General features: G+C 65.7%; 24 protein-coding genes. 8 read left to right on the top strand and 16 right to left on the bottom strand.

The annotated features are described in order from the left end of the window. Position 1 precedes the first annotated feature (1 nt). The 10 genes from IB257_RS06110 to IB257_RS06065 all read right to left on the bottom strand — a co-directional run bounded on the left by IB257_RS06110 (position 2) and on the right by IB257_RS06065 (position 9,831). Entirely contained in the window at positions 2-1,573 is a 1,572-nt protein-coding gene (locus IB257_RS06110) for an ABC transporter substrate-binding protein (protein ID WP_192492021.1), read from the bottom strand. Between the two features lie 65 nt (positions 1,574-1,638). Further along, positions 1,639-2,652, bottom strand: a complete 1,014-nt coding sequence (locus tag IB257_RS06105; protein ID WP_059373250.1) for an ABC transporter ATP-binding protein — start codon at positions 2,650-2,652, stop codon at positions 1,639-1,641. Continuing rightward, positions 2,649-3,656 (bottom strand): ABC transporter ATP-binding protein, encoded by a 1,008-nt coding sequence (locus IB257_RS06100; RefSeq protein ID WP_059373245.1) that lies wholly within the window; start codon positions 3,654-3,656, stop codon positions 2,649-2,651. Before IB257_RS06100 ends, IB257_RS06105 begins: the two co-directional genes overlap by 4 nt. Then, positions 3,653-4,567, bottom strand: a complete 915-nt coding sequence (locus tag IB257_RS06095) for an ABC transporter permease (RefSeq protein WP_042793948.1) — start codon at positions 4,565-4,567, stop codon at positions 3,653-3,655. Before IB257_RS06095 ends, IB257_RS06100 begins: the two co-directional genes overlap by 4 nt. Next, positions 4,564-5,538 carry an ABC transporter permease gene (locus IB257_RS06090; RefSeq protein WP_054456315.1) on the bottom strand — a complete coding sequence of 325 codons (975 nt, stop codon included), beginning with the start codon at positions 5,536-5,538 and terminating at the stop codon, positions 4,564-4,566. The genes IB257_RS06095 and IB257_RS06090 overlap by 4 nt, the downstream gene beginning before the upstream one ends. Then, a complete protein-coding gene (locus IB257_RS06085; RefSeq protein WP_192492020.1) occupies positions 5,535-6,998 on the bottom strand; it encodes an NAD(P)/FAD-dependent oxidoreductase in 1,464 nt (487 codons plus the stop codon). Before IB257_RS06085 ends, IB257_RS06090 begins: the two co-directional genes overlap by 4 nt. Next, positions 6,995-7,972, bottom strand: coding sequence for a LysR family transcriptional regulator (locus IB257_RS06080; RefSeq protein WP_054456317.1), 978 nt, complete (start codon positions 7,970-7,972; stop codon positions 6,995-6,997). Before IB257_RS06080 ends, IB257_RS06085 begins: the two co-directional genes overlap by 4 nt. 237 nt (positions 7,973-8,209) lie before the next feature. Beyond that, positions 8,210-8,440 carry a hypothetical protein gene (locus IB257_RS06075; protein WP_054456318.1) on the bottom strand — a complete coding sequence of 77 codons (231 nt, stop codon included), beginning with the start codon at positions 8,438-8,440 and terminating at the stop codon, positions 8,210-8,212. Positions 8,441-8,723: 283 nt separating this feature from the next. Continuing rightward, the gene (locus tag IB257_RS06070; RefSeq protein WP_119451334.1) at positions 8,724-8,933 is read right to left on the bottom strand and encodes a hypothetical protein; all 210 of its coding nucleotides are present in this window, start codon (positions 8,931-8,933) and stop codon (positions 8,724-8,726) included. 16 nt (positions 8,934-8,949) lie between these two features. Beyond that, positions 8,950-9,831, bottom strand: coding sequence for a LysR family transcriptional regulator (locus IB257_RS06065; protein ID WP_192492019.1), 882 nt, complete (start codon positions 9,829-9,831; stop codon positions 8,950-8,952). Positions 9,832-9,929: 98 nt separating this feature from the next. On the opposite strand from IB257_RS06065, the gene IB257_RS06060 reads away from it, so the two are divergent. Genes IB257_RS06060 through IB257_RS06050 form a run of 3 tightly spaced genes read left to right on the top strand, consistent with a single transcriptional unit; the run spans position 9,930 to position 12,443 of the window. After that, entirely contained in the window at positions 9,930-10,937 is a 1,008-nt protein-coding gene (locus tag IB257_RS06060; RefSeq protein ID WP_192492018.1) for a membrane dipeptidase, read from the top strand. A 25-nt stretch (positions 10,938-10,962) separates the two neighbouring features. Further along, positions 10,963-11,934, top strand: a complete 972-nt coding sequence (locus IB257_RS06055; protein ID WP_054456322.1) for a tripartite tricarboxylate transporter substrate binding protein — start codon at positions 10,963-10,965, stop codon at positions 11,932-11,934. Then, positions 11,934-12,443 (top strand): RidA family protein, encoded by a 510-nt coding sequence (locus IB257_RS06050; protein ID WP_192492017.1) that lies wholly within the window; start codon positions 11,934-11,936, stop codon positions 12,441-12,443. Before IB257_RS06055 ends, IB257_RS06050 begins: the two co-directional genes overlap by 1 nt. Before the next feature lie 29 nt (positions 12,444-12,472). On the opposite strand, the gene IB257_RS06045 is transcribed toward IB257_RS06050, so the two are convergent. The 3 genes from IB257_RS06045 to IB257_RS06035 form a co-directional block, all read right to left on the bottom strand. Next, positions 12,473-13,072 carry an OmpA family protein gene (locus IB257_RS06045; RefSeq protein WP_192492016.1) on the bottom strand — a complete coding sequence of 200 codons (600 nt, stop codon included), beginning with the start codon at positions 13,070-13,072 and terminating at the stop codon, positions 12,473-12,475. Between the two features lie 2 nt (positions 13,073-13,074). Then, a complete protein-coding gene (locus IB257_RS06040) occupies positions 13,075-13,575 on the bottom strand; it encodes a hypothetical protein (protein ID WP_225588745.1) in 501 nt (166 codons plus the stop codon). 155 nt (positions 13,576-13,730) lie between these two features. Continuing rightward, positions 13,731-13,916 (bottom strand): hypothetical protein, encoded by a 186-nt coding sequence (locus IB257_RS06035; RefSeq protein WP_054456325.1) that lies wholly within the window; start codon positions 13,914-13,916, stop codon positions 13,731-13,733. Positions 13,917-14,109: 193 nt separating this feature from the next. On the opposite strand from IB257_RS06035, the gene IB257_RS06030 reads away from it, so the two are divergent. Both IB257_RS06030 and IB257_RS06025 read left to right on the top strand, forming a co-directional pair. Next, positions 14,110-14,829, top strand: a complete 720-nt coding sequence (locus tag IB257_RS06030) for a carbonic anhydrase (protein ID WP_192492015.1) — start codon at positions 14,110-14,112, stop codon at positions 14,827-14,829. 122 nt (positions 14,830-14,951) lie between these two features. Continuing rightward, entirely contained in the window at positions 14,952-15,221 is a 270-nt protein-coding gene (locus IB257_RS06025) for a hypothetical protein (RefSeq protein WP_192492014.1), read from the top strand. A gap of 58 nt (positions 15,222-15,279) precedes the next feature. On the opposite strand, the gene IB257_RS06020 is transcribed toward IB257_RS06025, so the two are convergent. Both IB257_RS06020 and IB257_RS06015 read right to left on the bottom strand, forming a co-directional pair. Beyond that, positions 15,280-15,660, bottom strand: coding sequence for a DCC1-like thiol-disulfide oxidoreductase family protein (locus IB257_RS06020; RefSeq protein ID WP_013394373.1), 381 nt, complete (start codon positions 15,658-15,660; stop codon positions 15,280-15,282). 107 nt (positions 15,661-15,767) lie between these two features. Then, positions 15,768-16,718 carry a GlxA family transcriptional regulator gene (locus IB257_RS06015; protein WP_192492013.1) on the bottom strand — a complete coding sequence of 317 codons (951 nt, stop codon included), beginning with the start codon at positions 16,716-16,718 and terminating at the stop codon, positions 15,768-15,770. 118 nt (positions 16,719-16,836) lie between these two features. Here IB257_RS06015 and IB257_RS06010 point away from each other — a divergent pair, with 118 nt between their 5' ends. Next, a complete protein-coding gene (locus IB257_RS06010) occupies positions 16,837-17,430 on the top strand; it encodes a LysE family translocator (RefSeq protein WP_192492012.1) in 594 nt (197 codons plus the stop codon). 5 nt (positions 17,431-17,435) lie between these two features. Here IB257_RS06010 and IB257_RS06005 read toward each other — a convergent pair whose 3' ends face one another. Further along, positions 17,436-18,074, bottom strand: coding sequence for a DUF2239 family protein (locus IB257_RS06005; RefSeq protein ID WP_192354440.1), 639 nt, complete (start codon positions 18,072-18,074; stop codon positions 17,436-17,438). A 192-nt stretch (positions 18,075-18,266) separates the two neighbouring features. On the opposite strand from IB257_RS06005, the gene guaB reads away from it, so the two are divergent. Together guaB and guaA are read left to right on the top strand one after the other, a co-directional pair. After that, on the top strand, positions 18,267-19,727 hold the full coding sequence (gene guaB, locus IB257_RS06000) for an IMP dehydrogenase (protein WP_054456333.1): 1,461 nt from the start codon (positions 18,267-18,269) through the stop codon (positions 19,725-19,727). A 118-nt stretch (positions 19,728-19,845) separates the two neighbouring features. Further along, complete coding sequence (guaA, locus tag IB257_RS05995) at positions 19,846-21,438, top strand: glutamine-hydrolyzing GMP synthase (RefSeq protein WP_119451346.1); 1,593 nt, start codon at positions 19,846-19,848, stop codon at positions 21,436-21,438. Positions 21,439-21,471: the final 33 nt, after the last annotated feature.

Raw genomic sequence — 21,471 nt, 5'->3', positions numbered from 1 at the left:
CTTACTTGCCCGACTCTTTCGTCACCATCATGGCGGCCGTGCGGTCGCTGGTCATGGGGGTGACCTTCAGGCCTTTCTTGGTGGCCCAGATGTTCTTGTAGTGGAACAGCGGGATGATGCCGACGTCGTCGTACACGATCTTGACGGAGTCGCGCAGGATGGCTTCACGCTTGGCCACGTCGAATTCCGAGGTGGATTGCTCCAGCGCGGCGTCGACCTTGGGGTTGCTGTAGCGGCCCCAGTTGGACGCGCCCAGGCCCTTTTTGGCGTCGGCGGTGGCCAGGATGTTGACCAGCGCGTAGCTGCCTTCGCCGGTGCCGTTGCCCCAGGCCAGCATGCTGACCGCGAATTCGTTCTTGTTGGCGCGGCCCGAGTACACGGCCCATGGCACGACTTCCACCTGGGTCTTGACGCCGGCGCGGGTCCAGAACTGCGCCACGGCCTGGGCGGTTTCCGGGCCTTGCGGGTAGCGGTCGTTGGGCACGTGCATGGTCAGCTTGAAGCCGTCCGGGTAGCCGGCTTCGGCCAGCAGCTTCTTGGCCTGGGCGACGTCGTTGGGGATGTCCTTGACGTCGGGGTTGTAGCCGATGGTGCCCTTGGGCATCCACTGGTTGGCTTCGGTGGCTGCGCCTTGCAGGATGCGGTCGGCGATGGCCTTGCGGTTGATGGCCAGGTTCAGGGCCTGGCGCACGCGCACGTCCAGGAGCGGGTTCTTGTCCAGCGGCTTGCCGTTGTTGTCGGTGATGTACTGGTTGGGCGCGGGGTTGAAGCTGGGCTGCAGCAGCATGACGCGCAGGCCGTCGTAGGGGTAGACCGACACGTTGGCGGCCTTTTGCAGCTTGGCCAGGTCGGACACCGAGACCTTGTCGATCACGTCCACGTCGCCGGCCAAGAGCGCGGCGGTGCGGGCGGCGGCGTTGTTGATGTAGCGGTAGTTGACCTTGTCCCAGATCTGCTTGTCGCCCCAGTAGCCGTCGTTGCGTTCCATGATGACGCGGTCGCCGGGGGTGTAGGAGACGAACTTGTAGGAGCCGGTGCCGACCATGGCCTTGCCCGAGTTGTAGTCCTCGGTGGTGGACTTTTCACCGACGTGCTTGCTGACCACGTGCACCGAGGCCAGGTTCAGCGGCAGGTCGGGGTTGGGGGCCTTGGTCTTGACGATGAGCGTCAGCGGATCCTTGGCGGTCATCGTGTCGATGGTGCGCAGGTATCCGGCGTAGGTGGCCACGCTGCCCGGCACGGCGCGCGCGCGGGTGTAGGAGTAGATCAGGTCGTCGGCGGTGAAGGGCGTGCCGTCCTGCCACTTGACGCCTTCGCGCAGCTTGAACTCCCAGGTCTTGTCGTCCAGCGGCTTCCAACTGACGGCCAGGCCGGGCTGCAGCTTGTTCCACTTGTTCTCGATCAGCAGGTCCCAGAAGTGCAGGGCCACCGAGCGGTCGCCGGCGTGGTTGTTCAGCTGCGGGTCCAGGGACGACAGCGGGTCGGCGAAGCCGATGGACAGGTCGTCGGCGCTGGCGGCGGCGGAAGCGCCGAGGATGGCGGCGGTCAGGGTGGTGAGAATCAGGCGTTTCATGTTCGGAGTCCTTGGTATAGGGGGAACTGGCGGTTGGTTCGGGCGCCGCGGCGCGGCGGCGGTGGTCACGCCATGTCGTTCAGGTGACAGGCGCTCAGGTGGTTGATAGCGATTCCCTTCAAAGTGGGAACCTCGGTCTTGCAGCGCGGCATCGCATGCGGGCAGCGCGGATGGAAATGGCAGCCTCCCGGCGGATTCAGCGGGCTGGGGATCTCGCCCTTGATCGCGGTAAAGGTCTTGTGGCGCGACTTCAGGCTGGGGATCTCGGCCAGCAGGGCCTGCGTGTACGGGTGGTTGGGATGGCGGAAGACTTCTTCCACCGTGGCCGTTTCCACCACGCGGCCCAGGTACATGATCACGACGCGGTCGGACAGGTGCTCGACCACGCCGAGGTCATGGCTGATGAAGAGATAGGTCAGGCCCAGGTCTTCGCGCAGGTCCATGAAAAGGTTCAGGATCTGCGCCTGGATCGACACGTCCAGCGCGGCCACGGCCTCGTCGCACACCAGCATGGTGGGCTGCACGGCCAGGGCGCGGGCGATGCCGATGCGCTGGCGCTGGCCGCCGCTGAACTGGTGCGGGTAACGCTGGCGCAGGGCCGGGTCCAGGCCGGCGCGTTCCAGCTGGGCGCTGACGTAGTCGTCGAAGTCGCCGTTGCCGACCAGGCCGTGGATGCGGGCCGCTTCGCCCACGATCTCGTCCACGCGCAGGCGAGGGTTGAGGCTGGCGTAGGGGTCCTGGAAGATCATCTGCACTTGCAGGCGCGCGGCATGGGCCTGGGCCGAGTTCATGTCGGCCGGGCGCACGCCGTTGATGCGGATCTCGCCGCCGGAGGGCGTCAAGAGGCCGGCCGCGATGCGGCCCAGCGTGGACTTGCCGCAGCCGGATTCGCCGACCAGGCCGACCACTTCGCCGGGGTTGACGATCAGGTCGACGTTGTCGACGGCGCGGGTCACGGCGGGCGGCTTGGACAGGCCCAGGCGCTGCATCGCGCGCGTGGCGGGGCCGGTGGGGCGTTCGCCGAAACGCTTGCTGACTTGGCTGAGATCAATCAGCGGGGTAGGGGCTGTCGTGCTCATGCCATTACCTCGCTGGTCTGGATCGTGGGATGGAAGCAGCGCACTTTGTGTTCGGGCAGGGCCTGGGTGATGCCGGGCTGCTGGCCGCAGGCGGCGGTGGCGCGCGAGCAGCGCGCCGCGAAGGCACAGCCCGCGGGCAGGTTGAGCAGGTTGGGCGTCATGCCGGGGATCTGGCGCAGGCGTTGGCCGCGCCGGTTGTTGCTGGGCAGGCTGTCGATCAGGCCCACGGTGTAGGGGTGCTGCGGACGGTCCAGCACGTCGTCGACGGTGCCGTGCTCGACGATGCGGCCGGCGTACATCACCGCCACGTCGTCGGCCAGGCCGGCCACCACCGACAGGTCATGGGTGATCCAGATCAGGCTGGTGCCGTGCTGCTGCGCAAGCTTCTGCACTTCGGACAGGATCTGTGCCTGGATGGTGACGTCCAGCGCGGTGGTGGGCTCGTCGGCGATGATCAGGTCGGGCCGGTGCAGCATGGCAATCGCAATGGCCACGCGCTGGCGCATGCCGCCGGACAGCTGATGCGGGTAGGCCAGCAGCCGTTCCTCGGGGCTGGGGATGCCCATCATGCCCAGGGTGTCGCGCGACAAGGCGCGGGCTTGCGCTGCGCTCATCTTGTTGTGGGCGCGCACGGTCTCGATCATTTGCGCATCGACCCGCAGCACGGGGTTCAGCGTCATCATCGGATCCTGGAAGATCATGGCGATGCGGTTGCCCTGCAGCTTGCGCAGCTCGCGCGGCGCCAACTTGGTCAGGTCGCGGCCCTGGAACAGCACTTCGCCGCCGACGATGCGGCCCGGCGCGTCGACCAGGCCCATGATGGAGAAGCCCGTGACGGACTTGCCCGAGCCGGATTCGCCGACCAGGCCCAGGATCTTGCCGCGTTCCAGCGTGAAGGAAACGTCGTCCACGGCGGGCAGCACGCCCGCGCGGGTGTGGAAGTGGGTGCGCAGGTTGCGCACCTCCAGCGTCGGCGCGCCGGCAATATGGCGGTCGGCGCTCATTTGTGGGTCCTCGGGTTCAGCACGTCGCGCAGGCGGTCGCCCACCAGGTTGATCGCCACGATGGTGACCAACAGCGCGATGCCAGGATAGAAGCTGATCCAGTATTCGCCGGACAGCATGGTCTGGAAGCCGTTGGAGATCAGCAGCCCCAGCGACGGTTCGGTCACGGGCACGCCCAGGCCCAGGAAGCTCAGGGTGGCTTCCAGCGTGATGGCGCGCGCGATCTGCAAGGTGCCGATGACGATCAGCGGCGGCAGGCAGTTGGGCAGGATGTGCTTCAACATGATGCGCCAGTTGGGGATGTCCAGGCAGCGGGCGGCTTCCACGTATTCGCGGCGGCGCTCGACCAGGGCCTGGCCGCGCGCGGTGCGGGCGTAGTAGGCCCATTCCAGGATCACCAGCGTCAGCACCACGTTGCCCACGCCCTTGCCCAGGTAGGCCAGGATCATCATGGCCACGAGGATGGACGGGAACGACAGGATCAGGTCGACCAGGCGCATGATCAGCGCGTCGACCTTGCCGCCGGCGTAGGCCGCAAGCAGGCCCAGCAGCGTGCCGACGATGCCGGCGATGACGGCCGAGCCCACGCCCACCATCAGGCTGATGCGCAGGCCGTACAGAATGCCCGAGAGCAGGTCGCGGCCCTGGCCGTCGGTGCCCAGCCAGTAGTGGAAGGTGTCCAGGCCGTTCATGCTGCCCGGCGGCAGGCGCGCGTCCAGCACGTCGATCTGCAGCAGGTCATAGGGATTCTGCGGCGCGATCCAGGGCGCCAGGATGGCGGCCAGGATCAGCAACGTGGCAACCGTCAGGCCCAGCACCGCCGTCTTGGACGACATGAACTCGGCCAGGTTGCGGCGCCACGGCGATTCGCGGCGCAGCGCGGGAGTGGGGTTTGTCGATACGGCGCTCATGCCGAGGCCTCCAGCCGCACCCGCGGGTCCAGCACTTTATAAAGAATGTCCACGATCAGGTTCAGGGTCACGAACAGGCACACCACCACGATCAGGTAGGCCACGATGACGGGGCGGTCCAGTGCGTTCAGGCTGTCCAGGATCAGCTTGCCGGCGCCGGGCCAGGCGAAGATGCTTTCCGTGACCACGGCGAAGGCGATGGTGGAGCCCAGCTCCAGGCCCAGCACCGTCACCAGCGGAATCATGGTGTTGCGCAACACGTGCACACAGACCACCCGCATGGGCGACAGGCCCTTGGCGCGGGCGAACTTCACGAAGTCCAGCGGCAGCACGTCGCGCACGCCGGCGCGGGTCAGGCGGATCACGAGCGAAATCTTGAACAGCGACAGGTTGAACGCCGGCAGGATCAGGTGGCGCCAGCCGTCGGCCGTCAGCCAGGACCATTGGAAGCCCAGGAACTCCACGGTTTCGCCGCGGCCGCTGGCCGGCAGCCAGCCCAGCGACACGCTGAAGGTCATGATCAGCATCAGCGCGATCCAGAACGTCGGCAGCGAGAAGCCGACGATGCTGCCCGCCATGATCATCTTGGCGAAACGGCTGTCCGGATACAGGCCGGCGTACAGGCCCAGCGGCAGGCCCACCACCACGGCCAGCATCATCGCGGCGATGGCCAGCTCGAACGTCGCCGGCAGGCGCTGGATCACCAGTTCCACGGCCGGGATGTTGTAGACGAAGCTATTGCCCAGATTGCCGTGCAGGGCGCCGTTCAGGAACGCCAGGTACTGTTCCCACAGCGGCTTGTCCAGGCCGAGTTCGGCGATGATGCGGGCGCGGTCCACCTGGTCCACGTCCTGGCCGATCAGGATGTCCACCGGATTGCCGATGGCGTGCAGGCCCACGAAGACGATCAGCGTCATCAGGAAGACCACCACCGCGGCTTGCGCGATGCGGCGCAGCAACCAGCCCGTCATTGCGCGGTCTCCGCTTGCGGGGCCGGGGCCGGCGTCCATTCATCGCCGAACACCTCGGGTTCGGAGAACGCTTCCATATTGGCGTAGTGCGTCTCCACGTCCTCGCGATAGAACAGGCCGGCGATGCCTTGCGCCAGGCGCTTGGCGCCTTCGCTGATGGCCGGGATGTCGCCCGAGATCGTGCCTTGCGTCAGCGCGGCGGGGTAGGAGAAGCAATGCACGCGGTCCAGGCCGGGACAGGCGCCCGGGGTCTTTTCCTGGAGTTCGAACACGGCGCCCAGGTCGGGTGAGTCGTGCAGTTCCTGGTCTTCTTCGCCAGCCGGCGGCACGTAGCGGTCGCCCCAGGCGCGCACGTGCGGCGCCAGCGCGGCGAACTCCGGACGCACGGTCCAGTCGATGCGGAAACCGGTGGAGAAGATCAGGAAGTCCAGCACGAACACGCCCTTGGGCGTGGTGACGTGGATCTCGTCGCCGACCAGCGCCAGGTCCTGCACGCCGCAGCCCAGGTTGAAGCGGGCGTTGGGGTGGCGCGAGACGCGCAGCGTGCTGCCGCGCGGCGGCGGCACCTGGGCGGCGTTGATGTAGTGGCGGATCTTCCACTTCCATTCGTCGGGCAGGGTCAGGTGCCCATGGGTCAGCCCCGGATTGCCCGCGCCCTTGCCCTTGTTGATGCGCGGAATGTCGTTGCGGCGGATCAGCAGGTCCACGCTGGCGGCGCCGGCTTCCAGCGCGGTGGCCGCGCTGTCCATGGCCGACGCGCCGGCACCTACCACGCCCACGCGCTTGCCGGCCAGGGTGTTGTAGTCCATCACGTCGGACGAATGCGCCCAGCGGTTGCGCGGCAGCTTCTTTGCAAAATCAGGCACATAGGCGCCGCCCAGGCCGTCGCGGCCGGTGGCCAGCACCACGCGGCGCGCCAGCACCGTGCTGCGTCCGGCGGGGGATTCGATGTCCAGCTGCACCAACTGGTCGGCGCGCGGCAGCACGGCCAGGATGCGGTGCTCGTTGCGCACATCCAGTTCCAGCGCGCGGCGGTACCAGCGCAGGTAGTCCATCCATTGCAGGCGCGGAATCTTGTCCAGCGCTTCCCAGGCGTCAACGCCGAACTGCGCCTCGAACCAGGCGCGGAAGGTCAGCGCCGGCAGGCCCAGCGCGGGTCCGGTCAACTGCTTGGGCGAACGCAGGGTTTCCATGCGGGCGGTGGTGGCCCAGGGACCTTCGTAGCCTTCGGGCGCCTGGTCGAAGATCGGGGCGTTGATGCCCAGGTGCTTGAGCGAGGCGGCCGCGGCCAGGCCGGCCATGCCGCCGCCGATGATGGCCACGTCCAGCACCGGCTGGCCGTCGACGAGGCGGGGCGTGACCCAGTTCTTGGCGGGCAGTTCCAGCCAGGACAGGTCTTGCCGCAGGCGCGCTTCCAGCGCGGCTAGGCCTTGCGGCGGGGTGGCTACAGGCTGATTCATATAGCAGGGGATTCCGTAAGAGGGGCGTCGTCGCCATAGATCGACTGCAGCAGGGCCGAATGCTCGGCGGCGTCGTGCAGGGCGAAGCCGGGCAGCAGGGCCGCGGCGGCTTGGGCGAGCGCGTCCGCCATGGCCTGGCAGGCCGGCGTCAGCGTTTGCGACTGCGGGGTGATGACCCCGAAGAAAAAGGGTATGTCCAGGTCGATGGGACGGATCGCCACGCCCGGCATGGGGGCGCCGTAGGCGGTGATCGGTTCCAGCACCGACACGCCCAGCCCGGCGCGCACGGCGGCCAGGGCGTTGACGGACGAGTTGGTTTCCATGGTGCCCAGCGTCTGGGCGTTCTGCGCCAGCGCGGCATCCAGGCGGCGGCGCAGGCGATAGGGATTGGCCATCGTGATCATGCGGCGCCCGGCCAGTGCGGCGACTGGCACCACGGCTTGTTGCGCCAGCGGATCGTTTTCCGGCAGCGCGACCACACAGGGCGCTTGCCCGATCCAGTGCACCGTCAGGCCGCGATGCTCCAGCGGCAGGCTGGTCGCGCCCAGTTGCGCGGCGCCGGATAGCACGGCGTGCACCACGCGCTCGGGCGAGGCGCTGCGCAACTGGATGCGCGCGGCGCCGACCCGGTCCTCGATGCGCTTGAGCGCGTCGGGCACCAGGCCCGCCGCCAAGGCGGAAGTGGCGGCCATCAGCAGCGGCTGGGCCTGGCCGCGCGCGATTTCATCGGCGCGGCTGCGGATCTGCTGCATGCCCGCCAACGCGCGCTCGACGTCGTCATACAGCAGGAAGCCCTGCTCGGTGGGCGTCACGCGCGGGCCGCTGCGCGCAAACAAGGGATAGCCGATCTCGGCTTCCAGTTCCTGCAACAACCGGCTGATCGCCGGCTGGGAGCGTCCCAATAGCCGGCCGGCAGCAGTGACGCTGCCCGTGGACATGACGGCCGCGAAGGCCTCGAGTTGACGAAGTTCCATCTGGTTTGATTTATGCCAAGGACGAATTCTTGCCCGGCAAGTATGCGCTTTGCAAATAATTAAAGAGCATAAGTAAATTCCCTGATGGGGTTTTCATCAGGGAATTTCATAACTGGTAGTTATTTCAAGGGTTTGCGGCGGTGGCGCCTGTACGCCGCGCCGGACAAAGAAAAAGCCCGCGTCGGCATTCGCGGGCTTTGCGAGCATTAACGGGAGAGAAGCGGCCAGCCTGGGGCGTCAAGAATGCCCGCGTCCCTCGCGCCGGTAATACAGATAGCGTTCGATTTCCGCCTGTTCCACCGCCGGTTCCAGCGAGCGCCACCTGACGACGTAGCCGCGATGCGCTGGCGGCATCCAGCCCAATACGGAGTACATCGTGACTTCGGTCTGGCCAGTATTGAATTCCGTCTCGAAGAATCCCTGGCGACCCGGCGGCTCGCTGCCGCAAATCCAGCTGGAATCTGGCATGGCGCTCTCCCGTACGGCTTCAATCCTACGCGCCGGTCGGGGAAATGGCATACGTTCTAGCCCCGATGCGGGCTGCGTCTACCTTGTGTTAGAAACACGGATGGGGCTCTTGCGGCATGATTGCCGCGATCTTTGCGAACCTTTGCAGTTCGATTTGGCGGATGCCGGTAGTATTCGTCCATCGAACCTCAGGAGCCCGTCATGCACAGTCAGCAACCCGCGCCCGAGCCGAACAAGCGCCGTTGGCCTTTCGGCTACGGTGAAGAGGAGTAGTCTGGCTGCCCTAGCCGATACGCTCAATCCGGTCGCCCGGACCGGACAACTCGTGATAGATGTCATCCAGATATTCGGCCAGCCCGTCCGCGGGCACATCGGCAGGAATGGCAATGTCCGCAGCACGTACGCGTTTGCCGGCGTCCGAACGGTACGCCGTCCACACCGCGCCCTCGCGCTGGATGTCGAGCTGAAACCTGCCGTAGATGTCGAATTTCATCGATGTCCTGAAAAGTTCATGACCAGGCCAGTGCCAGCTCGGCAGCCATGCTGCGCGTGAGTCCCAGAAGAGCCTGAGCGGCCGGGCTGAGCGTCTCGCCGCTGCGAGTCAGCACTTCCAGGCTGCGGACGGCGCTTTGGTCGGCCAGGGGTACGATCGCCAATTTTGCGCTTGCCGTCACCGCCAGCGCGGGCAGGATGGTGACGCCGAAGCCTTGTTCGACAAAGGTTAGCAAGGAAGTGGTATTGCGCACCGTCAGCAGCGAGGCTTCCACCAACGCGGCCACTTCCGGGGAGTCGAACCGGGCGCACAGGCCGTTCGCAATGAACTCCGCGGCGTCGATATCGCGCCAGCGCGCCTCGCGCCGCAATTTCGTCAGGTGGTGCCCGGCCGGACACACCAGCACGAAACGGTCTTCGAACAGGGGTTCGGTCACGATGCCGGGTAGGGGCGCCGGCAGCGTGGCGATGCCGAAATCGACCTCGCCATCGGCCACCGCCTTGCCCACCGCGGCCGAGTCTATGTCGCGCAGGTCGACCCGTACCTGCGGATACTGCCTGCGCATCAAGCCGATGACCTGGGGCAACAGCCGGATGGCCGCCGAGGGCACGGCGGCCACCTTGGCCGTTCCCAGCGCGCCGCTGGCATAGCGGACCATGTGGGCCACGGCCGAGTCGAATTCCGCAATGGCCCGCTGCGCCTGCGCGCGGACATAAAGGCCCAGGGGAGACAAGCGGATCTTGCGTTCGCCTTCGAACAAGGGGCCGCCCAGCTCCGACTCCAGCTGCTTCAAGGTCATGGAAAGCGCCGCCGGCGTACGGCCGACGCGGTCACCGGCCTGCGCCAGTTCGCCAGCATCGACCACGGCCATGAACATGCGCAGATGCTCGAGTTTCATATTTAAGAAAATATTAAATAGAACAAAGTTATTTTAGTTTGACTGAATTCTGGCCGGAAATCTACAGTACCGCTCACTGCCATTCAAGGAAGCAAGCAATGAGCGCAAGCGCCTTACGCGTCGACGGACTGCAGTACAGCAACTGGTCCGAAAAGATATTCCGCCAACTGCGCGAAGGCGGCGTGGACGCGGTCCACGTCACCATCGCGTACCACGAGAACCTGCGGGAGATGATCCACAACATCGAACGCTGGAACCGGTGGTTCGAGCGCTATCCCGACCTGATCGTGCAGGCGCGCAGTGGCGACGACATCAGGCGCGCCCGGGAGACCGGCCGCACCGCGATCATTTTCGGGCTGCAGAACCCGTCGCCCATCGAAGACGACATCGGTCTGGTCGAGGTAGTGCACACGCTGGGCGTGCGCTTCATGCAACTGACCTATAACAACCAGTCCTTGCTGGCTGCGGGCTGCTATGAAGCGGTCGACAGCGGCGTCACCCGCATGGGGCGCGAAGTGATCAAGGAAATGAACCGGGTCGGGCTGGTCATCGACATGAGCCATTCGGGCGAACGTTCCACGCTGGAAGCGATAGAACTGTCCGAGCGGCCCATCACCATCAGTCACGCCAATCCGCATTCCTGGGCGCAGGCGCTGCGCAACAAGTCGGACACGGTGCTCAAGGCGCTGGCTGGCGCGGGCGGCATGTTCGGCTTTTCGCTGTATCCGCATCACCTCAAGAACAAATCGGCCTGTACCTTGGACGACTTCTGCGCCATGGTGGCGCGCACCGCGGATCTGGTGGGGGTGGAGCACCTGGGCCTGGGCTCGGACCTGTGCCAGGACCAGCCGGACTCGGTGGTCCAGTGGATGCGCACGGGCCGCTATACCAAGAACATCGACTACGGCGAAGGCTCGGCCGCGCAGCCGGGGTTTCCGCCGCAGCCCGGCTGGTTCCAGGACAGCCGGGATTTCAAGAACATCGAACAGGGCTTGCGCGCCACGGGGTTTTCAGCGGACGAGGTGGCGCTATTGATGGGCGGCAACTGGATGCGCTTTTTCGATGCAAGCTTCGGCCCGCAAGCCACTACTACCCGCAATCCCTGAACGGCCGCAACCTCGGAGCACTTACATGAAGAACGCCATTCGCATCCTTGCGTGCGCCACGCTGGCGCTGGGCGCCGTCTGCAACGCCAGCGCGCAGGACTTTCCCAACAAAAGCATACAGATCGTCGTGCCGTTCCCGCCGGGTGGCGTGGCCGATCTGGTCGTGCGCACTGTCGCGCAAAAGCTGGGCCAGGACGTCAAGCAGCCCGTGCTGGTCGTGAACAAACCCGGCGCCAGCGGCATCATCGGGGCCGAGTTCGTGGCCCGCGCGCCGGCGGACGGCTACACGCTGCTGTTGGCCAACCTGCCCATCATGTCGATCAATGAACTGCAGTACAGCAGCCTGCCGTACTCCGCCACGCGGGACTTCGCGCCCGTGATCCTGTTGGCCGACCAACCCTACATCATCGCCACCGGCAACGCCGTGCCCGCCAAGACGATGAAGGAGTTCATCGCCTATGCCAAGGACAAGCCGGACACGCTGACCTTCGGTTCGGCGTCCAGCTCGACCTTTCTGGCCGGCGAACTGTTCAAGCAGCGGGCGGGCATCCGCATGGCGCACATCCCTTACAAGGGCAGCGCACCCGCCATCAACGATCTGCTTGGCGGACATATCAGTCTGATCCTGGACCCGGTGATCACCTTGCTGCCGCACGTCCAGGCCGGCAAGCTGCGGGCCCTGGCGGTCACTTCGTCTGAACGGATAGATACGGCGCCGGACATTCCCAGCTACAAGGAAGTCGGCCTGGTGGATATGGACATCACGTCGTGGCAGGGCATCGTCGCTCCGGCTGGTACACCCGAGGCAGTCGTCAAGAAACTCAACGAGGACTTCAACCGGGCCTTGCAGTCGCCCGAAGTGGCCTCGCGCCTGAAGGAGCAAGGGGTAAGCACCAAGGGCGGCTCGGCCCAGGCCTTTACCGATTTCGTCGCGGCCGAAAACAAGCGCTGGGCGACGCTGGCCAAACAAGTCAACTTCCTGCCCGGCAGTTTGTGATGAGCATCCTGACCGGAGCCGATGCGCGCTTGCAGGCCCTGGGCCTGGCCTTGCCCCAGCCTACGCCGACGCACTATGCCTATCTGCCGGCGCTGCGGCACGGCAGCACGGTGTACGTCGCAGGGCAGATTCCGAAGCTCAGCGCGGACCAGTTGCTGGTTCAAGGCGCGGTGGGTGAGCAGGTCGGCGAAGCAGCGGCTCGCGAGGCCGTGCGCCTGTGCGTGCTGCATGCGCTGTCGTGGGTGGCCCACCACGCGCAGGGCAGCCTGGATGCGGTGGAACAGGTATTGCGCGTCAACTACTTCTTCCAGGTGGGCGAGCGCGCCAGCACGCGGCTATCCGCCATTGCCGATACCGGATCGGAACTGCTGGTCGCGATCTTCGGCCGCCAGGGCGAGCATCCGCGTTCGGTCATTGGCGTGCGCGAGTTGCCGCGCAATGCGCCGGTGCTGGTCAGCATGGACGTGGCACTGACGGCTGCGGACTCCTCGCGAATGCTGGCCGGCTGAGGCCGCTGCCGGCCCCACGCAGGGCTTGCTCAGCGCTTGGGCAGCACGAACTCCACCCGCCGGTTCTGCGCCCGTCCTTGCGGATTGTCCGAACCGTTGGCCAGCCGGTTCGACTGGATCGGCTGGGTATCGCCCAGTCCTTTGACCGTCAGCCGCGACTTGTCCACGCCATGGCTTGCCAACCATTGCGCTACCGCCTGCGCGCGGCGTAACGACAGATCCTTGTTGTACGAGGCCGAACCCTTGGAGTCGGTGTGGCCTTCGATGCGGACGGTGCCGGCCGAACTGGATTTGATCAGGCTGGCGATGTCACGCAGCGTAGGTTCGGCGGCGGGGCGTATCGTGGTCTTGTCGAAATCGAACAGCACATCGCCCAGCATGGCGACGGTCACGGCGTTCTTGTCTTGCCGCACCGACAGGCCGTCGTGGCGCGCGGCCAGTCCGTCTATCTGCGCGTTCAGGTCCGATATGCCGCCGCTGGCATCGGCAGGCAATCCCTTCAGGTCCAGGATGGTGGCCTGCAGATCCAGGATCTCGGCCTTATAGGGAGGCTCTTGCGCCCAGGAGCCGCTGGCGGCGGCGAGCAGCGCCGCGGCCAGGAGAGTCGGCGCGCGCGTGGCGGCGGCCATGGTCAGCGGTCGGTGATCTTGATGGCGTCGAAGGTCTCCACGCCCGGGATTGTCAGCGAAACCTCCTTGATTTCCTTGGGCGGGGCAGGGAACTTGCCCTGCCAGGAACCGGCCATGGGGGTGTCCTTGGACGTGCGGATGAGCAGCTTGGGATTGGTCAGCGGCTTGTCGCTGCTGTCTTTCAGCAGCAGGTGCTTCTTGTTGCCGGCGATGACGTAGAAGCTGTTGGCGTAGTCGTCCTTGCTGATCTGCGAGTAGATCATTTCCGTCTTGCCGTCGACGATGGGCTTGAACCGGATCTTGATGGACAGGATGTCACCGCTGCGCACCGCTTCGATGACCTGGCCTTCCGCGCTGCCGGAATCGGTCAGGCCGGTGGCCAGGGGCGCGGGAGCGTCGGCCTGGCCTTGCGCCATGGCGGTCTGGCCGGCTGCCGCCACCATCATGCCCAAACCCAGGGCACAGGCGGCGGCTGTCTTTCTGATCGGAATCACGATAAGCATCCTTTGTCGTTGAAAACCATTCAGGGCAGGGCATCCGGACCAAGACTCATCCTTTTGGTCCCGTCCAAAGTCCAACGCAAGATGGTCCAACTTTCAGGCGCTTATTTCAGTTTGATGTTTTTCCAAGACGTTACGGAATCTAGCCGGCACAAGCCTCATCCGCCGCGGTGCCCGTGGTAGCGCGGTGCGGCGACGCTGCGGACGTTTTCCTTGTGCTGCGAGCCGACCAGGGCCTTGCGCCGGGCTTCCTCATGCTGTTGATCCGCGCGGGCGCGTTCCTTGTCGGCATGCGTGTCTGGCGCGGTGTGGGAGGGATTGGGGTGGGGAGTGTTGGGCGTCATGGTGCGTACCTATCAAGCAGGTGACGCGGCATATGCCGCTTTTCCACATTACGCCCCTCATCCGTGTTTCTCAAGCTGCGGCTACGGCGCTTTTTTTGATTGTGGCAGCGCAATGTTTGAGCATTTGTAGTGGCCGCGGCAGCACAATGGTCCTGCGCTGGTTTCCCAGATGTTCTTCTTTCAGGAGAGCCTCATGTGCGACTGTTCCTCTTTCGCCCATTCCCCGCAATTCAACCGCCGCCGCCTGCTGTTCGGCGCCGCAGCGATCGCCGCGGCCGGCGCTTCAGGCTGGCTGGGCGATGCCCAAGCCGCCGTGCCGACAAACGATATCGGCCCCGACGAGGCCCTGAAACGCCTGATGGCCGGCAATGCCCGCTACGCCGCCAACAAGCCGAACATGCGGGACTATTCCGCGGGACGCGCCGCTCGCGCCGTGAAGCAAAAGCCCATCGCCGCCATCCTGGGCTGTTCGGACTCGCGGGTGGCGCCGGAACTGGCTTTCGACCAAGGGCCGGGCGACCTCTTCATCGTGCGCGTGGCCGGCAACTTCGTGAACGAAGACGGCCTGGCCAGCCTGGAGTACGGCACGCTGGTTCTGCGGGCGCCGCTCATCGTGGTACTGGGCCATGACAACTGCGGCGCGGTCGATGCGACGGTGAAGGCGTGGCAGGACAAGACGGAATTCCCAGGCCATCTGCCCGCGCTGGTGAACGCGATCAAGCCCGCTGTCGAGATCGCGAGCAAGTCGGGCGCAAGGGATCTGATGTCGGCTGCCGTGCTGGCCAATGTGCGCCTTGCGGTTGAACGCCTGAAGACTGCGCAGCCGCTGTTGCAAGAGATGGTGCAGCAGAAAAAGTTGGGAGTGGTGGGCGGCGTGTACAGCCTGGCAACGGGCAAGGTGACGTTGGTCTGACGCCAGCGCCGGGGTCGGCTGAATTCCCGCGCCGGCCGGCCTCGAACCGGTGAGAATTGCTGAGCTTTAATCGTTTTTCCCTTCGTAATATCCGATGAAAGGATATTGAAAGGGGAAGAGGCATGGGGGCGTGCGAAAAATGCGAGGCTATCGTCAGGGACCGGCGCGACGCGCCTGGTCATGACAGCCTGATCAGCCTGGGCGTGGTGCGATCGACGGGGCAGCAGCAACGCGGCGTGCAGCACGAGGCGTACACCTGTGCGGCGTGCGGCACGGATTGGGATTATCTCTACGACAAGCGCGACCCGGCTTCGGGGTGGCGCCGCTCCGATGCGGGCGTGCACACGGAAACGGCCGAAGCGCCATTGGCGAGAGCCGTCGGCGCCGCGTAGCGTGGCGCGCCGTATTTAATCAGATACCGTTCCTGCGTTGGCTCAGCGGCTGGCGCGGCTACATCTGCATCTTCTTCTTGCCCAATAGCGTCAGCGCCAGGCTGCGGCCGGTGCGCATGAAGGGGTAGAGCGCCGTCGACAGGCAGGGGTTGCGGAACACGGCCGCGTTGACGCTGTTGAACAGGTCGTTGCCGGTACTGATCAGCGCCAGGCGGTTGATGCAGTCCGCGCCCCAGTAGTCCTGCCCGTCCAGGTGCAGCAGCATGCCCTGGTTCAGATCGTAGCCTTGCGCCTTGTAGGCCACCGCCAGGTCGGGGTGGTCGCGCATGTTCAGCAGATCGATGGGACCGACGGCCTTTTGCAGTTGCAGCATCCGCACGTAGTTCGAGCAGAAAGGGCAGTCTCCGTCGTAGAGCAGGAAGTTCTTTGCGATGGCCATGATGCACCGTGTGGAAATGCGCGGGCGCGAAAGGCGCGCCTGCCTCTTACATCCGATTAAAACGCATATCGCGGCAAGCGCCCACCGCCCGCATCGCGGCGCGGGTTTCAGCGCATCTGGCGCACGCCGTGGCCCAGGCGCCGGCGCAGCAGGTTGCGCAGCGTGACGCCGTCGGCATAGCCGACTTGCGCCGCGATCTGCTCCAGCGATTGGTTGCTGGTCTTCAGCAAATGGGCCGCGCGCTCTACGCGCAGGTCCTGGAAGAACGACAGCGGGCTCTTGCCAAGGACCTCCTGCATGCGGCGCGCCAGCGTGCGCTTGCTGGCGCCCAGCGCCTGCGCCGCGGCGTCCAGCGAGAACCCCTGCGCAAGATGCGCGCGGGCCCAGCGCTCGAAGGCCTGTACCATCGGCTCGGCATGCGTCAGGTGATCGGTAATGACATAGGCCGACTGCGAGGGCCGCTGGTCCACGATCAGATAGCGCGCCACCAGCGCGGCCAGCTCCGGGCTGGCCTGGCGCACCAGCCACAGCGCCATGTCCATGTGGCTGAGCGCCGCGCCCGCGGTCAGCAGCGACGACGAACGCACCAGCATGCGTTCGTCCTCCAGGTCCACCGCCGGATAGCGCTGCCTGAACAGCGGGGCCAGCCACCAGGTGGTGGTGGCCTTGTGGCCGTCCAGCAGGCCGGATTCCGCCAGCACAAAGGTGCCGATGCAGGCTGCGGCGGTGTTCGCGCCGGGCGCGCGCTGCCGCAGTATGCGGCCGGCGTCGCGCACGTCGGCGCGGTCCAGCGCGGGCAGCAGGGTTTCGGGCATCTTGCAGGCAATGGCCGGGATCACGAGCCAGTCCGGGGCCGACGGGTCCGGGCTGCCCGAGACGGGCACGCCAAATCCCTGTCCGGTACGCACCTTGCGGCGCATGCCGACGATCCGCGCGTCGAACGGCCGGACCGGTTCGGGCAGCAGCGGCGCCAGCTCGTTGGCCGTGGTGAACACGTCCAGGATGGCCGACAGGCCGGTATCGAACACGCCCTCCAGGGCCAGGATCTGGATCTTCATGGCAAGAACGCTATCAAAGATGTCAAAACCGCCAATATTAATAAGGCTGGCCCGGACCCACAATGCCGCTGTCTGATCGCTGACGCAACCGTGCGCGGCGCATTACCGGAGTGGTGTCTTGTTCATTGAAAATCTGCTTGCCCTGGCGGTGTTCGCCTTTGTGACTTCCGTTTCGCCGGGCCCCAGCAACGTCATGCTGATGACCTCGGGCGCGAACTTCGGCTTTGGCCGGACGCTGCCCCAGGTGCTGGGGATCACCGTCGGCTTCACCACGCTGCTGCTGGGGGTAGGGCTGGGCCTGGGGGCGCTGTTCCAGGCCTGGCCGCCGCTGTCCGTGGCGCTGAAGATCGGCGGCGCGGCCTATCTGCTGTACCTGGCATGGCGCATCGCGCTGTCGCGCTCGATCGGCGCGGGGCAGGCCTCGGCCAGGCCGCTGACCTTCATGGAGTCGGCCCTGTTCCAGTGGATCAACCCCAAGGCGTGGATCGTGGCGCTGGCCTCGGTGGCGGTCTATGTCGACGCTGCCGCGCCCTGGATTTCGCTGGGCTGGATGTGCCTGGTGTTCGCGCTGGTGAACTTGCCCAGCGTATCGCTGTGGGCCGGCTTCGGCGTGGCGCTGCGCGGATTCCTCGCGCAGCCCGGACGCCTGAAGTGGTTCAACATCGGCATGGGCGTGTTGCTGGCGCTGACGCTGTGGCCGATGCTGCGTTGATGGTGTCAGCTCGCCGCGGCCTCGCCGGATCCGTGCCACGCCAATTGCATGGCGTAGCCGCGCACATCTTCGGGCCAGGCCGCGATCTGCCGCGCAAAACGTTCACGGTCGCCGGCATACAGCGCCCGCGTCGCTTCCTCGAAACCTGGCAGGTTCCCGCCCATGCTGGACATGAAGCGGTAGGCAGCCTCCTGGCGTTCGCGCCGGCGGTCCTGCGCCTCGTTGTCGCGGCGCGCCTGTTCCACCAGCTTGCGCAGGGCGACCGAAGCGCCGCCGGGCTGCGCGCCCAGCCAGTCCCAGTGGCGGGGCAGCAGGGTCACTTCGCGCGCCACCACGCCCAGCTTGGGACGGCCCCGGCCGCGCGGTTGCGCCTCGTCGGCTGCCGCTTCGGCAGGGGTATCGGAGGCCGGGAGCTCGGCCCGGGCGCCGTGGCGTTGCGCAACGGCGGCATCGTCGCCTCTCAGGTCCAGGTCGACCTGCTTGCCGGTCTGATCGTCGAACACCAGGATGGCGGCGTCGCTGCCAGCATCCATGGCCCGTTTCACGGCGAGCGCCACGTCGGCCAGGGCGCCGGCGGCAAGCATGCGGTGGCCGGCGAAGGCGGTGTGCGGGTCGGTGGGGTGGGGTGCGGAGGGTTGATTCATTATTTTGTCCGGGTGAAAATTGCAGGCAAATTATGATCCGGATAAAAATATTCGTCAATACATCCGGGTAAAAATATTGCGAGATGCCGGCAGTCTGCTTCGCGGCGCAGAAATATCCCCGAGAACCTAGGGTCAACACCTAGGCAAAACACGCAAGCGGCGTATAATCTTGCTTTGCGCCCGGAGTTACCCATGCGTCTCGTACAAAAAGCGCTCACCTTCGACGATGTGTTGCTGGTGCCTGCGTATTCCGAGGTCCTGCCTCGCGACACTTCCCTGGCTACGCGCCTCACTCGCAACATCACCCTGAACATCCCGCTCGTGTCCGCCGCCATGGACACCGTGACCGAATCGCGCCTGGCCATCGCCATGGCGCAAGAGGGCGGCATCGGGATCATCCACAAGAATCTGTCGGCTGAAGCCCAGGCCCGCGAGGTCGCCCGCGTCAAGCGCCATGAATTCGGCATCGTTATCGATCCGGTCACGGTCACCCCGCAAATGAAGGTGCGCGACGCCATCGCGTTGCAGCGCCAGCATGGCATCTCGGGCCTGCCGGTGGTCGAAGGACGCAAGCTGGTCGGCATCGTCACCAACCGCGACCTGCGCTTCGAAGAAAACCTGGACCAGCCCCTGCGCAACATCATGACGCCGCAGGAACGCCTGGTCACCATGAAGGAAGGCGCCACGCTGGAAGAGGCGCAGTCCCTGATGCACAAGCACCGCCTGGAGCGAGTGCTGATCGTCAACGACGGCTTTGAACTGCGTGGCCTGGCCACCGTCAAGGACATCGTCAAGAACACCGAACACCCGATGGCCAGCAAGGACGCCCAGGGCCAGCTGCGCGTGGGCGCGGCTGTGGGCGTGGGCGCCGGCACCGAAGAACGCGTGGAAAAGCTGGTTGCGGCTGGCGTTGACGTCCTGATCGTCGACACCGCCCACGGCCATTCCAAGGGCGTGCTGGAAGGCGTGCGCTGGGTCAAGCAGAACTACCCCAAGGTTGAAGTCATCGGCGGCAACATCGCCACCGCCGCCGCCGCGCGCGCGCTGGTCGAGTACGGCGCCGACGGCGTCAAGGTCGGCATCGGGCCGGGCTCCATCTGCACCACCCGCATCGTCGCGGGCGTGGGCGTGCCGCAGATCCATGCCATCTCCGAAGTCGCCAAGGCGCTGGAAGGCACGGGCGTGCCCCTGATCGCCGACGGCGGTATCCGTTATTCGGGCGACGTTGCCAAGGCCCTGGCGGCCGGCGCTTTCGCCTGCATGATGGGCGGCATGTTCGCCGGCACCGAAGAAGCTCCTGGCGAAGTCGTGCTGTTCCAGGGCCGTTCGTACAAGTCCTACCGCGGCATGGGCAGCCTGGGCGCCATGACGGACGGCTCCGCCGACCGTTACTTCCAGGATCCGTCCAACAACGCCGACAAGCTGGTTCCCGAAGGCATCGAAGGCCGTGTCCCCTACAAGGGCAGCGTGCTGGCCATCATTTACCAACTGGTCGGCGGCATCCGCGCCTCGATGGGCTACTGCGGCTGCGCCACCATCGACGACATGCGCACCAAGACCGAATTCGTGGAGATCACCTCCGCGGGCGTGCGCGAGTCCCACGTGCACGACGTACAGATCACCAAGGAAGCGCCCAACTACCGCGCCGACTGATCCGTACAGTCAACTACAATGTCATGCATCGCGCACCGGCAGAACCGCAACCTGAATCAGCGGTTCTGCCGGTGCGGTTTTATTTACTGCGGTTTTATTCTTTACCGGTAGAGTCTCCATGCACCAGCGCATCCTCATTCTCGACTACGGTTCGCAAGTCACCCAGCTGATCGCCCGCCGCGTCCGCGAAGCCGGCGTCTACTCCGAAGTGCACCCCGGCGACGTCGACGACGCCTTCGTGCGCGACCAGATGGCGCAAGGCCTGAAGGGCATCATCCTGTCCGGCAGCCACGCTTCCGCCTACGAAGAAGGCTCCATGCGCGTGCCGCATGCGGTGTTCGAACTGGGCGTGCCCGTGCTCGGCATCTGCTACGGCATGCAGTCCATGGCGCAGCAGTTGGGCGGTGTGGTCAGCTATTCCGACCACCGCGAATTCGGCTACGCCGAAGTCCGCGCCCACGGCCACACCAAGCTGCTGGAAGGCCTGGAAGACTTTTCCACGGCCGAAGGCCACGGCATGCTCAAGGTCTGGATGAGCCACGGCGACAAGGTCACCGAGCTGCCCCCGGGCTTCAAGCTGATGGCTTCCACGCCGTCCTGCCCCATCGCCGGCATGGCCGACGAAGACCGCAAGTTCTACGCCGTCCAGTTCCATCCCGAAGTCACGCACACCGTCCAGGGCAAGGCCATGCTGGCCCGCTTCGTCAACGAGATCTGCGGCTGCGAAGGCGACTGGAACATGCCCGACTACGTGGCCGAAGCCGTCGCCCGCATCCGCGAGCAGGTCGGCACGGACGAAGTCATCCTGGGCCTGTCCGGCGGCGTGGACTCCTCGGTCGCCGCAGCGCTGATCCACAAGGCCATCGGCGACCAGCTCACCTGCGTGTTCGTCGACCACGGCCTCTTGCGCCTGGACGAAGGCAAGCAGGTCATGCAGACCTTCGCTGAAAACATGGGCGTGAAGATCATCCACGTCGACGCCACTGCCCAATTCATGGGCAAGCTGGCCGGCGTGGCCGACCCCGAAGCCAAGCGCAAGATCATCGGCCGTGAATTCGTCGAAGTGTTCCAGGAACAGGCGGGCAAGCAGAAGAGCGCCAAGTGGCTGGCCCAGGGCACGATCTACCCCGACGTCATCGAATCCGCTGGCGCCAAGACCGGCAAGGCCACCTCCATCAAGTCGCACCACAACGTGGGCGGCCTGCCGGACACGCTGAACCTGCAACTGCTGGAGCCGCTGCGCGAACTGTTCAAGGACGAAGTCCGCGAACTCGGCGTGGCCCTGGGTCTGCCGCCGCAGATGGTCTACCGCCACCCGTTCCCCGGCCCTGGCCTGGGCGTGCGCATCCTGGGCGAAGTGAAGCATGAGTACGCCGAACTGCTGCGCCGCGCCGATGCGATCTTCATCGAAGAGCTGCGCAACACCAAGGACGAGGCCAGCGGCCTGACCTGGTACGAGCTGACCTCGCAAGCGTTTGCCGTGTTCCTGCCGGTGAAGTCGGTGGGGGTGATGGGCGATGGGCGCACCTACGAATACGTGGTGGCGTTGCGTGCGGTGCAGACCTTCGACTTCATGACCGCCGATTGGGCGCCGCTGCCGCATCCGCTGCTGGCGCGGGTGTCGTCGCGGATCATCAATGAGGTGCGTGGCATTAATCGCGTTGTTTACGACGTGTCGAGCAAGCCGCCTGCGACGATTGAGTGGGAGTGATCCCGCTGTTGTCGTGCGGTGAATGAAAGAGGC

Source organism: Achromobacter sp. ACM03 (genome assembly GCF_014851665.1).
GTDB lineage: Bacteria > Pseudomonadota > Gammaproteobacteria > Burkholderiales > Burkholderiaceae_B > Achromobacter > Achromobacter aegrifaciens.
Note: the sequence above shows the minus strand (reverse complement) of the source record. Positions and strands in the feature narration are given on the sequence as shown.